15 protein-coding genes are annotated in these 13448 nt (G+C 70.5%); 5 read left to right on the forward strand and 10 right to left on the reverse strand.

What is annotated here, in order from left to right; translation table 11 throughout:
• Window positions 1-47 precede the first annotated feature (47 nt).
• From AB0M20_RS00670 to AB0M20_RS00710, 9 genes are read right to left on the reverse strand one after another with little or no spacing between them, the layout of a single operon-like run.
• Entirely contained in the window at window positions 48-410 is a 363-nt protein-coding gene (locus AB0M20_RS00670) for a response regulator (RefSeq protein WP_364291455.1), read from the reverse strand.
• Window positions 407-892 (reverse strand): chemotaxis protein CheX, encoded by a 486-nt coding sequence (locus tag AB0M20_RS00675; protein WP_364291458.1) that lies wholly within the window; start codon window positions 890-892, stop codon window positions 407-409. Before AB0M20_RS00675 ends, AB0M20_RS00670 begins: the two co-directional genes overlap by 4 nt.
• A complete protein-coding gene (locus AB0M20_RS00680; protein WP_364291461.1) occupies window positions 889-1275 on the reverse strand; it encodes a response regulator in 387 nt (128 codons plus the stop codon). The genes AB0M20_RS00675 and AB0M20_RS00680 overlap by 4 nt, the downstream gene beginning before the upstream one ends.
• 6 nt (window positions 1276-1281) lie before the next feature.
• Complete coding sequence (locus AB0M20_RS00685; protein WP_364291464.1) at window positions 1282-2127, reverse strand: protein-glutamate O-methyltransferase CheR; 846 nt, start codon at window positions 2125-2127, stop codon at window positions 1282-1284.
• Complete coding sequence (locus tag AB0M20_RS00690) at window positions 2124-3221, reverse strand: chemotaxis response regulator protein-glutamate methylesterase (RefSeq protein WP_364291467.1); 1098 nt, start codon at window positions 3219-3221, stop codon at window positions 2124-2126. Before AB0M20_RS00690 ends, AB0M20_RS00685 begins: the two co-directional genes overlap by 4 nt.
• Entirely contained in the window at window positions 3221-4108 is an 888-nt protein-coding gene (locus tag AB0M20_RS00695) for a hypothetical protein (RefSeq protein WP_364291470.1), read from the reverse strand. Before AB0M20_RS00695 ends, AB0M20_RS00690 begins: the two co-directional genes overlap by 1 nt.
• Entirely contained in the window at window positions 4108-4545 is a 438-nt protein-coding gene (locus tag AB0M20_RS00700) for a chemotaxis protein CheW (RefSeq protein ID WP_364291473.1), read from the reverse strand. The genes AB0M20_RS00695 and AB0M20_RS00700 overlap by 1 nt, the downstream gene beginning before the upstream one ends.
• A 1-nt stretch (window position 4546) precedes the next feature.
• The gene (locus AB0M20_RS00705; protein WP_364291476.1) at window positions 4547-6874 is read right to left on the reverse strand and encodes a chemotaxis protein CheA; all 2328 of its coding nucleotides are present in this window, start codon (window positions 6872-6874) and stop codon (window positions 4547-4549) included.
• Window positions 6875-6889: 15 nt separating this feature from the next.
• Entirely contained in the window at window positions 6890-7591 is a 702-nt protein-coding gene (locus tag AB0M20_RS00710) for a response regulator transcription factor (protein ID WP_364291479.1), read from the reverse strand.
• Window positions 7592-7760: 169 nt separating this feature from the next.
• On the opposite strand from AB0M20_RS00710, the gene AB0M20_RS00715 reads away from it, so the two are divergent.
• Both AB0M20_RS00715 and AB0M20_RS00720 read left to right on the forward strand, forming a co-directional pair.
• Window positions 7761-8435 carry a HAMP domain-containing sensor histidine kinase gene (locus AB0M20_RS00715; RefSeq protein ID WP_364291482.1) on the forward strand — a complete coding sequence of 225 codons (675 nt, stop codon included), beginning with the start codon at window positions 7761-7763 and terminating at the stop codon, window positions 8433-8435.
• A 75-nt stretch (window positions 8436-8510) separates the two neighbouring features.
• A complete protein-coding gene (locus AB0M20_RS00720) occupies window positions 8511-8984 on the forward strand; it encodes a CAP domain-containing protein (RefSeq protein WP_364291485.1) in 474 nt (157 codons plus the stop codon).
• A gap of 1 nt (window position 8985) precedes the next feature.
• Here the strand turns inward: AB0M20_RS00720 and AB0M20_RS00725 are convergent, their stop codons facing one another.
• Entirely contained in the window at window positions 8986-10008 is a 1023-nt protein-coding gene (locus AB0M20_RS00725; RefSeq protein ID WP_364291488.1) for a UDP-N-acetylmuramate dehydrogenase, read from the reverse strand.
• 52 nt (window positions 10009-10060) lie between these two features.
• Between AB0M20_RS00725 and AB0M20_RS00730 the strand changes: the two genes are divergently transcribed.
• The 3 genes from AB0M20_RS00730 (at window position 10061) to AB0M20_RS00740 (ending at window position 13348) form a co-directional block, all read left to right on the forward strand.
• Window positions 10061-10822: a maleylpyruvate isomerase family mycothiol-dependent enzyme gene (locus tag AB0M20_RS00730; protein ID WP_364291491.1), complete on the forward strand. Its 762-nt coding sequence runs from the start codon at window positions 10061-10063 to the stop codon at window positions 10820-10822.
• A 110-nt stretch (window positions 10823-10932) separates the two neighbouring features.
• Window positions 10933-12327 carry a GH1 family beta-glucosidase gene (locus tag AB0M20_RS00735; protein ID WP_364291494.1) on the forward strand — a complete coding sequence of 465 codons (1395 nt, stop codon included), beginning with the start codon at window positions 10933-10935 and terminating at the stop codon, window positions 12325-12327.
• A 4-nt stretch (window positions 12328-12331) separates the two neighbouring features.
• Complete coding sequence (locus AB0M20_RS00740) at window positions 12332-13348, forward strand: LacI family DNA-binding transcriptional regulator (protein ID WP_364291497.1); 1017 nt, start codon at window positions 12332-12334, stop codon at window positions 13346-13348.
• Window positions 13349-13448 lie beyond the last annotated feature (100 nt).

The raw sequence follows: 13448 nt of genomic DNA on the forward strand, positions 1-13448 counted from the left end.
GGACGAGGTGTGAGCCGGGGATAACCGAGGTGTCAGACATGGCTATATCATCCCAAAATAGGAGCAAAAACTTCGTCGAATCGTTCAGCGGTGAAGGGCTTCACGATGAAGAAGGCCGCGCCCGCCGCCTCCGCCTGCTGCTGCATCTCGGGCGTGCATTCCGAGGTGACGAAGCCGAACTTGACGTCGTTGCCGGACGCGCGGAGCATGCGCAGCACCTCGATGCCGGTCATCTCCGGCATGTTCCAGTCGGAGATGACCAGGTCGGGGCCCTCGGCGGTGGTCTTCTCCACCGCCTCCTTGCCGTCCGCCGCCTCCACCAGGTCGTGGTCGCCGAAGCCGGCCTGACGCAGCGTCCGGGTGACGATCTGCCGCATCACACGGCTGTCATCGGCGATCAGGATCTTCATGCCGTCTCCTCCTTCTTGCTGTCTCGGCTCTGCCACATCGAGACCGAGACCGGTTCGCCTTCCCAGACCCCGTAGAGGCCGCTGATCCGCTCCGCGTTCGGGTACTTCGTGGCCGACTCTGGCGCCAGCACCACCTGCGGCAGCGACAGGAAGCACCCGGCCGGCAGCATCGCCTTCACGTTGCCGCCGACGATGTTGGCCAGCTCGCCGAGGACGTCGGACAGGTCCTCCGGACTGACCTCGTCGGCCTCCACGGCCAGGAACGCGGCGGCCGCCTTGCGCGCGGCCACGGTGGACGAGGCGTACACCACGTGCCCGGTCCACGAGCCGCTGATCGAGACCGACGAGTGCACCTCGGACGGCTGCTTCTCATCGCCGGTGGGGATCAGCGGGTTGACCCCCTCGGGATCCAGATACGACACCCAGACCTGGCCCACCATCTCGGCGAGGTCGTTCTCATTCACCACCACGTCGACACTCATGAGTTCGCTCCGGTCGGAACTAGACCGAGCAGGGCCAATTTCTCGACCATCGCCCCCTCGGTGAACGGTTTGATCACGTACTCGTGGGCGCCGGCGGCGAGCGCCCGGACGATCTGGCTCTGCTCGCTCTCGGTGGTGACCATGACCAGCGTCATCTCCCGCAGCCGCGGGTCGGCCCGCACCTTCGTGACGAACTCGAGCCCGTTCATGTTCGGCATGTTCCAGTCGATCAGGGCCAGGTCCGGCACCCCGTCCATCGTGGCCAGCAGGTCGAGGGCCTCCTGCCCGTCACCCGCCTCCACCGCCTCGAAGTTCAGCTTCGTGACGATGCGCTTGAGGATCATGCGCATCGCTCGGGAGTCGTCGATCACCATGGCGCGCATGCGGCCTCATCCCCTCCTCGCGGCGCCGGCCGGCGCGGCGGTACGGATCCGGTAGGCAGAGGTCCGTCCGGCCGCCACCCGTTCATAGTTGTCATCGATGCCGATCGTCGTCTCGGCCGCCCCGAGGAACAGCCAGCCGTCCGGCCGCAGCAGCCGGGCGACGTTGCGGAGCACGCTCTTCTTGGTCGCCACGTCGAAATAGATCAGGACGTTGCGCAGGAAGATCACGTCGAACGGGGGCATCGGCGGCAGCGGCGCGGTCAGATTCATCAGCTTGAAGCTGACGTTGCGGCGCAGCGACGGCGCGACCCGCCAATGCGCGCCCGCGCGCTCGAAATACTGCACGAGCTGGGCCGCCGGCAGGCCGCGGTTCACCTCGACCTGGCTGTACTCGGCGGTCTCCGCCCGGTTGATCATCTCGGTGGAGATGTCGCTGCCAATGATCTCGTACGACCAGCCGGTGGGCAGGTTCTCGACGAGCGTGATAGCCAGGCTGTACGCCTCCTGACCGCTGGAGCTGGCCGCCGACCACACCCGCACCCGCCGGTTCGCGCCCCGCGACTTGACCAGCTCGGGCAGCACCACGTCGGTGAGCGCGTTGAACGGCTCCCGGTCGCGGAACCAGGACGTCTCGTTGGTGGTGAGCGCGTCCACGATCCGGCGCTGGTTCGCGGCGTTGGGCCGCCGCTGCAGCTCGTTCAGGAACTCGGCGACACTGGCCGCACCGACCTGCCGGGCGACCGGGATCAGCCGGGCCTCGACCAGATACTCCTTGCCGGGCGCGAGCACGATGGACGCCTCCTTGCGCACCAGCGTGGCGACGAAGGAGAAGTCGGCGGCGGACAGGGTCATCGGGCCACCGCCGCGGACCGGCCGACCTTGAGGCGGGCGGTGAGGGCGCCGGCGATGCGATCCAGCGGCAGCACCTCGCCGGCCAGCCCGGCCTGCACGACGGCGCCAGGCATGCCCCAGACCACCGAGCTGGCCTCGTCCTGGGCGAGCACCTCGGCGCCCGCGTCCCGCAACACCTTGGCGCCGCCCCGGCCGTCGGCGCCCATGCCGGTCAGCACCACCGCGTACGCGCTCCCGCCGTAGACCTGGGCCACCGACCGGAACATGACGTCCACCGCGGGCCGGCAGGAGTTCTCCGGCGGCGCGCCGCTGAGCTGGATCACCACGCTCGTGCCCCGCCGATGAACGACCAGGTGCTTGTCGCCCGGCGCGATGTAGACGGTGCCGTTCGCGAGCTCCATGCCGTCGCCGGCCTCCACGACCGACAGCGACGTGCTGCGGTCGAGGCGCTCGGCGAACATCCGGGTGAAGACCGGCGGCATGTGCTGGGTGACCACCATGGGCACGGGCAGGTCGGAGGTGAGCCCGAGCAGCACTTTGGTGAGCGCGTCCGGGCCGCCGGTGGAGCAGCCGACCGCGATCAGGTCGACCCTGCCCTGCGGGCCGCGCCGCGCGACCTGCGGCGCGCTCTTGACCGGCGGTGGCGGAACGGGCCGCTTGTAGAGGGCCGCCGGCTTGGCGGGGGGCAGCAACCGCTGCCCCAGCGCCTTGATCTTGGGAACCATCTGGGTACGCACGGCGGCCACCGACTCGGCGATCGATCCGACGTTCGACGGCTTGGTGACGTAGTCGGTGGCTCCCGCCGCGAGGGCTTCGAGGGTCGCCGAGGCGCCCGCGGCCGACAGCGTGCTGAACATGATCACGGGCAGTCGCGGGTGCCGTTTGCGCAGCTCCCGGACCGCCTCGATGCCGTTCATCTTGGGCATCTCGATGTCCATGGTGACGACGTCGGGCTTGAGCTGGTCGATCTTCGCCTGGGCGAGCAGGCCGTTCGCGGCGGTGCCGACCACCTCGATGCCGGGCGAGCCGCCGAGCGCGTCCACGATCAGCTTGCGGACCACCACGGAGTCGTCCACGACGAGGACACTGATCATCACAGCACCCCCTTCTCGCCGAGCCAGGACGGGCCGAGGGCCGCGACGACCGGCGCGAGCAGCCGGTGCGCCGTCGCGGTGTCCAGCAGGTCGCGGACGACCAGCGCCTGGACCGCGCCGCTGAGCATGTTCCAGACCCCGCCGGCCCGGTCGGCCAGCGGAATCGCGGCCGTGTCGACGGCCTGCACCAACAGCATCTGTGCTGCGGCGGCCGTGCGGACCCGATCCGACAGATACGCCGCCCACGACGCCGAATGCACGGCCGGGGACCACCCCCCGGCGTTGCGTCGCGCGTCCTCCGCAGCGGTCACCAGGCGGCTCAGATCCTTCTGCCTGATCGACCGCAGCTTCTCCAGCAGCGAGGACACCGCATAGTGATGCGGGCCGAGGTCGATCGGGGCGGTGACGGTCAGCTTGCGCATCGCGGAGACCCAGCCGGCGCCGAGCATCCGCCGGGTCGAGGCGTCGAGCACCTCTCGCAGATAGCTGGCCACGGCGGCGTCGCAGAGCAGCGCGGTGGCCGCCTCGGCGTCCCGGCTCTGCTTGGCGTCCCGGCCGGTGCCCTGCCAGGTCCAGGCCATGACGTCGTAGCGCAGGCAGGTGAGCAGCGCGTCCACCGTGCCGATCGGGGCCCGCTCGACCAGGGCCAGCGCGCCGGCCGGGTCGTCCTCCTTCATGGTCTTGAGCGACGGCATCCGCCGGGCCGCGCTCTCCACCTCGACCCAGAGCGGCCCGCGGACGTCCTCGTGCGGCAGGCGCTCGGCCAGCACCGACAGGTCGCCGGCGCCCAGTCGCAGGCCGCGCAGCATCACCTCGGCCGTCGCCGACCCGCCGCCCAGGCGGGTCAGGTCGAAGCCCAGGACGGGCGCGCTGACCAGGCTGTACATCAGGTGGTGGCTCGATAGGTGTCGACGGCCTGGTGCACGTCAAGGAGCAGCATCAGCCGGCCGTCCAGCTTGAACGTGCCGATCACCAGCTCCCTGGTCGGGCCGCTGAGCGTGTCCGGCGGCGGCTCGAACGCGTCGTCGTCGAGGTCCACCACCTCGCCGATCCGGTCCACCAGCAGGCTGACCGGCTCGCCGTCGCCACGCAGGATCACGTTCATCACCGGGCCCTGCAGCGCCTGCCGGGCCAGCCCCAGCTGCACCCGCAGGTCCACCGCGGCGATCACCTGACCGCGCAGGTTGAACAGCCCGCCGACGGCCGGCGGGGCGAGCGGCACGGGGGTGTACTCGTTGTAGGAGAGCACCTCCTGGACCGTGTCCACCTCGACCCCGAAGAGCTGGTCGGCCACCTCGAACGTGGCGAACTGGCGACTCGCCATGTCAGGCCTCCACCAGCATCGGGTCGTCCGCGTCGCGGTAGAAGTTGGGGTCGGCGGCGAGGATCGCCCGGCGCACGTCGAGCAGCTCGGTCACCCGCTGCTGGATCACCGCCGTGCCGACCAGGCCGTCCTCTTCGGCGTCCCGGCGGGCGGCGGTCGAGTTCTCGGCGATGTCGACGATCCGGTCCACGACCAGCGCGACGCTGCGGCCGCCCTCGCTGTAGACCACCACCGACACGGTGTCCCCCTCGGGCTCCTCGCCGTACGCCCCCAGCAGGTGCGACAGCCGGACCAGCGGCAGGATCTGCCCGCGGTACTGCACGACCTCGCGGGAGCCGGCCTGCTCGATCCGGTCGCGCGGGAACTCCTCGAGCCGGGTGACTGTGTCGAGCGGGATCGCCACCCGCCGCTCGCCGACCGCGGTGACCAGCAGCCGCTCGCCGCCGCCGGTCGTCCCGCTGCCGCGGGAGGTGCCGATCGTGTTCTCCCGCTCCGAGTCCTGGGCCAGGTGGGAGCGGCGGGCCAGCGAGGACACGTCCAGGATCAGGCCCACCTTGCCGTCGCCCAGGATGGTGGCGCCGGCGTACATCCCGATTTCCTTGAACCTGCTGTTCAGCGCCTTGACGACCACCTCTTCGGTGTTCAGGACGCGGTCCACGACCAGGCCGAAGCGGCGGCCGTCGGCCTGCAGCACCATGATGTAGACGCCCTGGTCGCCGCCCACTTCGAGGCCGAGCGCGCGGTCCAGCCGGACCAGCGGCAGCAGCTTGCCGCGGAGGCGGTAGACGGGCGCGCCGGAGGCGTACTCGATCTTGGTGGACTGGCCGTCGATGAAGACCAGCTCGAGCACGGCCACCTGCGGGATGACGTAGCGCTGATCACCGCAGTCCACGGTGAGCGCCTGGATGATGGCCAGGGTCAGCGGGATGTTCAACCGCCAGACCGTGCCCTCGCCGAGCGTGGAGTCGACGCTGACCGTGCCGCCGATCCGCTCGATGTTGGTCTTCACCACATCCATGCCGACGCCGCGGCCGGACACGTTGGTGACCTGGGCGGCGGTGGAGAAGCCGGGCTGGAAGACCATCGCCATGATCTCCCGCTTGTCCATGCCGGCCACCTGGTCGGCGCGGATCAGACCCTTCTCGACCGCCTTCTCCGCGATCCGGTTGACGTCCATGCCGGCGCCGTCGTCGGCCACCTCCACCGCGACGTGCCCACCCTCGTGGTACGCCCGCAGCGTCAGCGTGCCCTCGGCGGGTTTGCCGGCCGCCGTCCGCAGCTCCGGCACCTGGATGCCGTGGTCGACCGCGTTGCGGACCAGGTGGGTCAGCGGGTCCTTCACCGCCTCGAGCAGGCTGCGGTCCAGCTCGGTCTCCTTGCCCTGCATGTCGAGATGGACCTGCTTGCCGAGCGAGTTGGACAGGTCGCGGACGACCCGGGGCAGCTTCGACCAGATGTGGTCGATCGGCTGCATCCGGGTCTTCATGATCCCCTCTTGCAGCTCACTGGTGATCATGCCGAGCCGCTGGGCGATCCGGACCAGCGCCGAGTCGCCGGTCTCCATCACGCCGCGGACCAACTGGTTGCGGGCCAGCACCAGCTCGCCGACCATGTTCATCAGGTTGTCCAGCAGATCGACGTCGACCCGGATGGCCTGGTCGGCGACGCTGCGCTTGGGCGTCTGCTGCTGCAACGCCTCGTTCACCGCGGCGGGCTGGGCCTTGCCCTCGTCGAGCAGGATCGTGCCGAGCTTGCGGTCGTCGCCCTCGAGCTGCTGGGCCAGCGCCGAACCGACGTCGGCGGGATGGGCGGCGCCCGACTCGACGAGCATCTCGCCGAGCGGCTTGCGCTGCCCCTCAACGGGCTCGGGCGCGGGCCGGGTCGCCTCGTCGAGCGGCACCGGCGTCTCCTCCGCGGCCTTCGCGGGGGGCGCTTCGGACGACGGCGCCTGCATCTGCGCGTGGACCGTGCTGATGATGGCGTCCACGTCGACGTCACCCTCGTTGCCGGTCTCCTCGATCGCGGTGAGCAGCGACCGGACGCCGTCGATCGTGGCCAGCAGCGTGGTGATCGTCTCCGGGGTGACCGGCTGCACGCCGTCCCGCAGCCGGGAGAGCAGTGACTCACCGGCGTGCGCGAGCGTCTCCAACCGGCCGAAGGCAAGGAACCCGCTGGTGCCCTTGATCGTGTGAATGGCCCGGAAGATGCGTGAGATCAGGTCGCGTGAGTTCGGCTCCTGCTCGAGGTCCACGAGGTCCCGGTCGATCTGGTCCAGGTTCTCGTGGCTCTCCATGAGGAATTCGCCGACGATCTCACCAAGGTCTTCCACCGTGTGGTACCTCCCCTAACCCTCGTCGCCGGACGCTTTGCGGTAGCGGTATCCGAAGCCGCGGACCGACTCGATCGGCGAGTCGTCCGGCTCGGACCAGCCGAGCTTGCGGCGCAGGCGCAGCACGGCGAACTTCACTCGCTCCTGGCCGATGCCGGTGGGGTCGTCCCAGGCCTGGGTCAGGAGCTGATTGGGGCTGAGCACCGCGCCGGCGTGCCGGACCAGCGCGTTGAGCAGCCGGAACTCGGTGGGCGTCAGGCGCTTCTCGTCACCCTTGACGTAGACGCGGCGCTTCGTCGGGTCCAGGTGCACCAGGCCGTCGTCGTAGATCTGGCTGGCCCAGCTGTTCTGGCCGCTGGACGAGCGCCGGAGCAGGGCCTCGACCCGGGCGAGCAGCTCGTTGTTGGCGAACGGCTTGGTGAGGTAGTCGTCGGCGCCGCCGCGCAGCCCGCGTACCTTCTCCGTCTCCTGGCCGTGGGCGGTCAGCACGAGCACCGGCACGTCGGAGACGTCGCGTAGCCGCTCGAGCACCTGCCAGCCGTCCATCTCGGGCAGGCCGACGTCGAGCACGACCAGATCTGGGTGCTCGGCGTACGCCTCCTTTAGCCCGGTACGCCCGTCGCCGGCGTGCGCCACCTCGTACCCGGCCCGGCTGAACAGCAGCCGCAGGGCCAGCGCGATGTCCGGGTCGTCCTCGACCACCAGCAGCCGGCTCATCCGGCGTCACCGGTGAACGTCACGCTCGTTGTACCCATCGCCACAACCCCCGTAGTGGGCCCGCAGAAAGACACGCGAAAAACCACGATAGCGTGATGTGTCCAAGCAAATACGGACAGTTATAGTTTAGCGTGCTTATCCGCCGTCCGGGCCGGTCCGTGAGGATCTGGTGACCACCACGCTCGAGGCTCGTTTCCTGGCCGTCATCTCCCACGAGCTGCGCACGCCGCTCACCACGATCGCCTCTTTCACCGAGAGCCTCGACTCCGACGATCTCGCACCGGACGAACGCTCGCTGGCACTTTCCGCGGTCCGGCGCAACACCGACCGCATGCTGACGCTGGTCGACGACCTGATGGTGGTGAGCCGGCTGCAGACCGGCGACATCGACGTGCGACCCGCCGACGTCGACCTGGCCGCGCTCATCCGGGAGGCCATCGACCTGCTGGCCGACCGGGAGCCGCACACCGCCGCGACGCTGACGGACGGCGCCGGGCCACTGTTGCACGCGGACGGCGCGCTGCTGCGTGACATGTTCTACGCGGTGCTCGGCACGGTGGCCAGCGGGGCCGCCGACCGGTCGGCGGCGATCGAGTCGCGGGCGGACTCCGACGCGTGGACCGTGATTATCACCGCGCGGCAGTCGGAGCAGCTCACCGACGAGCACCTGATGGCCGGGATGCTGGCCGCGCCCGAGCCGCCGCACCGGCGCCGCAGCACCGCCCTGTGGATGCTGCTGGCGGATGCGATCGCCACCCGGCACGGCGGATCGGTCGAGCTGACCTACGATCCGGCGACCGGGGCCGGCGCCTCGATCCGGCTTCCGCTGAAACCTCCAGCCTGACAGGACCCTCCGCGGCGGCGGACAGGAACGCCGATAAATCGGACGGACGGCCGGGCGGAACGGTCCGATGACTCCATGATCTGGAAGTCCCTCATCGCCGGCCTCGCCGTGCCGGTCCTGCTGACCCTGCCCGCGCCGGCCTCGGCCGCACCGACCTACTCGCCGACCGGCATGGTCAGCTTCGAGCTCTTCACGGCCACCAACGAGGCCCGCGAGAAGGCCGGCTGCCCGCCGCTGCGTGCCGACACCGAGCTGATCGTCGCGTCGATCCGGCAGAGCCGCTACATGGCGGTCACCCGCAACTTCGGGCACGCCGGGCCGGGCGGCTCGACCTTCGTGACCCGGGCCCGTCAGGCCGGCTACCAGCAGCCCGCCGGCGAGAACATCGCCTGGGGCTTCCGCGACCCGGCCGACGTGATGCAGGCGTGGCTGGCCAGTCCGGCGCATCGCGCCAACATCCTGAACTGCGACGCGCGCTCCATCGGCGCCGGCGTGCGGCTCGCCGAGGACGGGACGCCGTACTACACGCAGGTCTTCGGCTGGGACTGAGCTACAGGGCGCAGTTGACCAGGACCGGTTCGGGGTGCAGCTCGACGCCGAACCGGTCCCGCACCCCGTCGCGGATGATTCGGGCCAGGTCGAGCAGGGCCGACGTGCTCCCCTCGCCGCGGTTGGTCAGCGCCAGCGTGTGCTTGGACGAGATCGCGACCCCGCCGCCGGTCGTGAAGCCCTTGTGGAAACCGGACCGCTCGATCAGCCAGGCCGCGGGCAGCTTGAAGCCGTCGCCGTTGGGCCAGTTGGGCATCGACTCCTCGGGCAACGCGGCCACGATCGGGTTGGTGAAGAACGACCCCACCGACCAGGTGTCGCGGTCGTCCGGGTCGAGCACCATGCCCTTGCCCGCGCGCAGCTTGAGCACGGTCTCCCGGGCCCGGTCCAGCGGCACCCGATCGCCGGCCCGCACGCCGAGCTGCCGCGCGAGCTCGGCGTACTTGATGGGAGCCGACTCCGCGGAGAGCGCGAGCCGGAAATCGACCTCGAGCACCACCCAGCGGTCGCTGTGCTTGAAGACGCTGGTCCGGTAGGCGAAGCCGCACTCGCTCGCGTCCATCGCCACCACCCGGTCGGTCACCCGGTCGTAGGCGTGCACCGCGACGATCGTCTCGGCGACCTCCTGGCCGTAGGCACCGACGTTCTGGATCGGCGTCGCACCGGCCGACCCGGGGATCCCGGAGAGGCATTCGAGACCCGACAACCCGAGCCCCAGGGTACGAGCGACGAACGCGTCCCACGGCTCGCCGGCGGCCACGCGCACCGTGACGTGCCCGTCGTCGCGGGCCACCTCGCGCATCCCCCGGGTACGGAGCAGCAGCACGTGACCGCCGAACCCGGCGTCGCCGACGACGACGTTGCTGCCTCCTGCGAGGATGAGCGTCGGCTCCCCGGACGCCGTGGCTTTTCGCACGATTGCTACAGCATCGTCGGTTTCCGACACGACCGTCAGCGTGCCTGGCGGGCCGCCGAGGCGTAGCGTCGTGTAGGCCCCGAGCGGGCCGGGGTGGGCGTCGATCACGGCGTCAAGCCTAGGGGTTGTAAATTTCGCAGGACTCGGGCGGGAGCTCGTCATGAACAGGTTGCACGCGACGAAGGACTTCTGGCTGGCCGCGCTGCGGGCGGATGCGCCGGTGCTGCGGGATGCGGTCGAGGAGGCCGGTCCCGGTGCCGCCGTGCCCTCGTGCCCCGGCTGGACCGTCGCCGACCTGGTCGAGCACCTCACCTCCCTGCTGCACTGGGTCCGCGAGTCCGCCGCGCGCGGCGTGGTGACCAGACCCGACGACCGGGTGGTGCCGCAGCCGCGGCCCGACTGGCCGGACGCGCTCGAGGCCCTGCGCCGCGAGCTGACCGGCACCATCGAGACGCTGGACGCGCTGGATCCCGAATTCCCGGCGTGGACCTGGCCGGCACAGGCCAAGAAGGCCGGCTTCTGGCACCGCCGGATGGCCCACGAGATCTCCGTGCACCGGTGGGACGCCGAGAGCGCCGCCGGCCGGGCCACCCCGATCGAGGCGAAACTGGCCGCCGACGGGGTCACCGAGATCCTCGACACCTGGCTGCCCGCCGGCCGGCGGCACGAGCCGACCGAGCTGCAGGGAGTCGTGCATCTGACCGCCACCGACGCGAGCTACGAGTGGTTCGTGCGGCTGCGCGGGGCCGGGGTGGCGCTGCTGGACACCGGCACGATCCTCGACACCGACGATCACCACGCGCGCGCCGCGGCCACCGGCACGGCCAGTGAGCTGCAGCTCGTGCTGATGGGCCGCCGTCCGATCGAGGCGGTCTCGCTGACCGGCGACCGGCGGTTGATCTCCGCGCTGCACGCCGCCTGACGTCCCATGATGCGGAAACGGTTCCGCAACCCACGATCATCTGCCGCAAAGGCGAATGGAATTACGCTGTACCCCGGAAGGGGCACCCATTCGCAGAAAGCGGTGAAGGCATGACGGCAACCGTCACGTCGGAGGCGACGGAGCCCGGCGGCGCGGGCGAGGCGTCCGGGCTGAGGTTCCCGGACGGATTCGTCTGGGGCGCGGCAACGGCGTCTTATCAGATCGAGGGTGCGACCACCGAGGACGGCCGAGGGCCGTCGATCTGGGACACGTTCTCGCGTACGCCCGGGAAGGTCTACGCCGGGCATACCGGCGACGTCGCGTGCGACCACTACCACCGCTATCGCGAGGACGTCGCGATGATGGCGGACCTGGGGCTGGCGGCGTACCGGTTCTCGGTCGCGTGGCCGCGGATCCGCCCGGACGGCACCGGGCCGGTGAACACGCGCGGGCTCGACTTCTACGACCGGCTCACCGACGAACTGCTCGGCAAGGGCATCGAGCCGCTGGTCACGCTCTACCACTGGGACCTGCCGCAGACGCTGCAGGACCGTGGCGGCTGGGCCAACCGGGAGACCGCCCTCGCGTTCGCCGAGTACGCCCAGGTCATGTACGCGAAGCTCGGCGACCGGGTGCAGACGTGGACCACGCTGAACGAGCCGTGGTGCTCGGCGTACCTCGGGTATGCCAGCGGCCGGCACGCGCCCGGCATCACCGATCCGGTCGCGACCTTCCGCGCGGTGCACCACCTGCTGCTCGCGCACGGCCTGGCGGTCGAGGCGCTGCGCGGGGCGGGCGCTCGTACCCTGGGCATCACCCTCAACCCGTCCGAGGTGCAGCCGCTCGACCCGTCGAACGCGGCCGATCGCGAGGCCGCCCGGATCGTGGACGGCCTGAACAACCGGATCTTCCTCGACCCGCTGGTCAAGGGCGCATACCCCGAGGACATGCGCACGCTGATGTCGCGGTTCACCGACCTGGGGTTCATCCAGGACGGCGACGAGAAGCAGATCAGCCAGCCGATCGACGTGCTCGGCGTCAACTTCTACAGTCCCGCCTACGTGTCGGCGAAGCCGGGCGCCCCGGCCGCGCCGGATGCGCCGGGCACCGAGGGCATCGAGTGGCGGCCGCCGGTCGGTCCGGTCACCGACATGAACTGGCAGATCGAGCCGGCCGCGCTGACCCGGCTGCTGGAGCGCCTGCAGGCCGACTACGGAGTGCCGCTGCTGATCACCGAGAACGGCGCGGCGTATTCGGACGGCGTTCATGACTCGCGCCGGATCGAGTACCTTGACGGGCACTTGAAGGCCTGCCTGGACGCGATCTCCCACGGTGTTGACCTGCGGGGGTACTTCGTGTGGTCTTTGATGGACAACTATGAATGGGCGGAGGGCTACGCCAAGCGCTTCGGCATCGTGCAGGTGGACTACACGACGCAGGAGCGCATGCCGAAAGACAGCGCGCGCTGGTATTCCGACGTGATCCGACGCAACGGCTTGGAGTGAGTTGATGGTGACCCGGGAGCGGCCGACCCTCGAGGCGGTGGCCCGGCGCGCCGGGGTCTCCCGGGCGACGGTCTCCCGGGTCGTCAACGGCTCGACCACGGTGGCGGTGGCCATTCGCGATGCGGTCAACGCCGCCGTGCAAGAGCTCGGGTACGTGCCCAACCAGGCCGCGCGCAGCCTGGTGACCCAGCGCACCGAGTCGATCGCGCTGATCCTGCCCGAGACGGCGAGCCGGGTCTTCTCCGACGACCTGTTCTTCCCGGCGGTGATCCGGGGCGTCAGCCAGGAGCTGGAGGCGGCCGACAAGCAGCTGGTGCTGATGATGGCCGGGTCCGCCGCCAGCCACGACCGGGTCGAGCGCTACGCGATGGCCGGCCACGTCGACGGCGTCATGTTCGCCTCGATGCACGGCGCCGATCCGCTGCCGGGCAAGCTGGCCCGCCTCGGCATCCCGGTGGTGTGCAGCGGCCGGCCGATGTCCCCGCCCGAGACGCTGATCCCGTATGTCGACGTGGACCACTTCGGCGGCGTGGCGCAGGCGGTCGGGCACCTGGTCGCCCAGGGCCGGCGGCGGATCGCGACCATCGCCGGCCCGCAGGACATGGTGGCCGGCGTGGACCGCCTGAACGGGTACCGGGCGGCGCTGGAGGAGGCGGGCCTGCGCGGCCACGAGGCGATCGGCGACTTCACCCGCGAGTCGGGCGTCAAGGCGATGAACGCGCTGCTGGCCGCCGACGGCAGCCTGGACGCGGTCTTCGTGGCCTCGGACATGATGGCACACGGCGCGCTGCAGGCGTTGAAGGACGCGGGCCGCCGGGTGCCGGAGGACGTGGCGGTGATCGGCTTCGACGACTTCGAGATCAGCCGGTACAGCGACCCCGCCCTGACCACGGTCCGGCAGCCGATCGTCGACATGGGCCGCACGATGGCCCGGCAGATGCTCGGCCTGGTCGACCACGACGAGCACGTGCCCAGCTCGGTGGTGCTGCCCACCGAGCTGGTCGTCCGCGCCTCGGCCTGACCATCGGCGACGTGGCTGGGCTGCCACTTCGGCTCCAGCCCAGCCGCGCAAGCGAAAAGTGGTAGTCGAGCCGCCTTTCCGAGGGTCGGAAAGGCGGCTG

It is taken from the genome of Actinoplanes sp. NPDC051633, assembly GCF_040681735.1.
Lineage (GTDB): Bacteria > Actinomycetota > Actinomycetes > Mycobacteriales > Micromonosporaceae > Actinoplanes.

Bases quoted from the DNA above. Each gene is read 5' to 3' on its own strand.
- AB0M20_RS00670 (WP_364291455.1), bottom strand. From the start codon at position 410: ATGAAGATCCTGATCGCCGATGACAGCCGTGTGATGCGGCAGATCGTC.
- AB0M20_RS00675 (WP_364291458.1), bottom strand. From the start codon at position 892: ATGAGTGTCGACGTGGTGGTGAATGAGAACGACCTCGCCGAGATGGTG.
- AB0M20_RS00680 (WP_364291461.1), bottom strand. From the start codon at position 1,275: ATGCGCGCCATGGTGATCGACGACTCCCGAGCGATGCGCATGATCCTC.
- AB0M20_RS00685 (WP_364291464.1), bottom strand. From the start codon at position 2,127: ATGACCCTGTCCGCCGCCGACTTCTCCTTCGTCGCCACGCTGGTGCGC.
- AB0M20_RS00690 (WP_364291467.1), bottom strand. From the start codon at position 3,221: ATGATCAGTGTCCTCGTCGTGGACGACTCCGTGGTGGTCCGCAAGCTG.
- AB0M20_RS00695 (WP_364291470.1), bottom strand. From the start codon at position 4,108: ATGTACAGCCTGGTCAGCGCGCCCGTCCTGGGCTTCGACCTGACCCGC.
- AB0M20_RS00700 (WP_364291473.1), bottom strand. From the start codon at position 4,545: ATGGCGAGTCGCCAGTTCGCCACGTTCGAGGTGGCCGACCAGCTCTTC.
- AB0M20_RS00710 (WP_364291479.1), bottom strand. From the start codon at position 7,591: ATGAGCCGGCTGCTGGTGGTCGAGGACGACCCGGACATCGCGCTGGCC.
- AB0M20_RS00720 (WP_364291485.1), top strand. From the start codon at position 8,511: ATGATCTGGAAGTCCCTCATCGCCGGCCTCGCCGTGCCGGTCCTGCTG.
- AB0M20_RS00730 (WP_364291491.1), top strand. From the start codon at position 10,061: ATGAACAGGTTGCACGCGACGAAGGACTTCTGGCTGGCCGCGCTGCGG.
- AB0M20_RS00735 (WP_364291494.1), top strand. From the start codon at position 10,933: ATGACGGCAACCGTCACGTCGGAGGCGACGGAGCCCGGCGGCGCGGGC.
- AB0M20_RS00740 (WP_364291497.1), top strand. From the start codon at position 12,332: ATGGTGACCCGGGAGCGGCCGACCCTCGAGGCGGTGGCCCGGCGCGCC.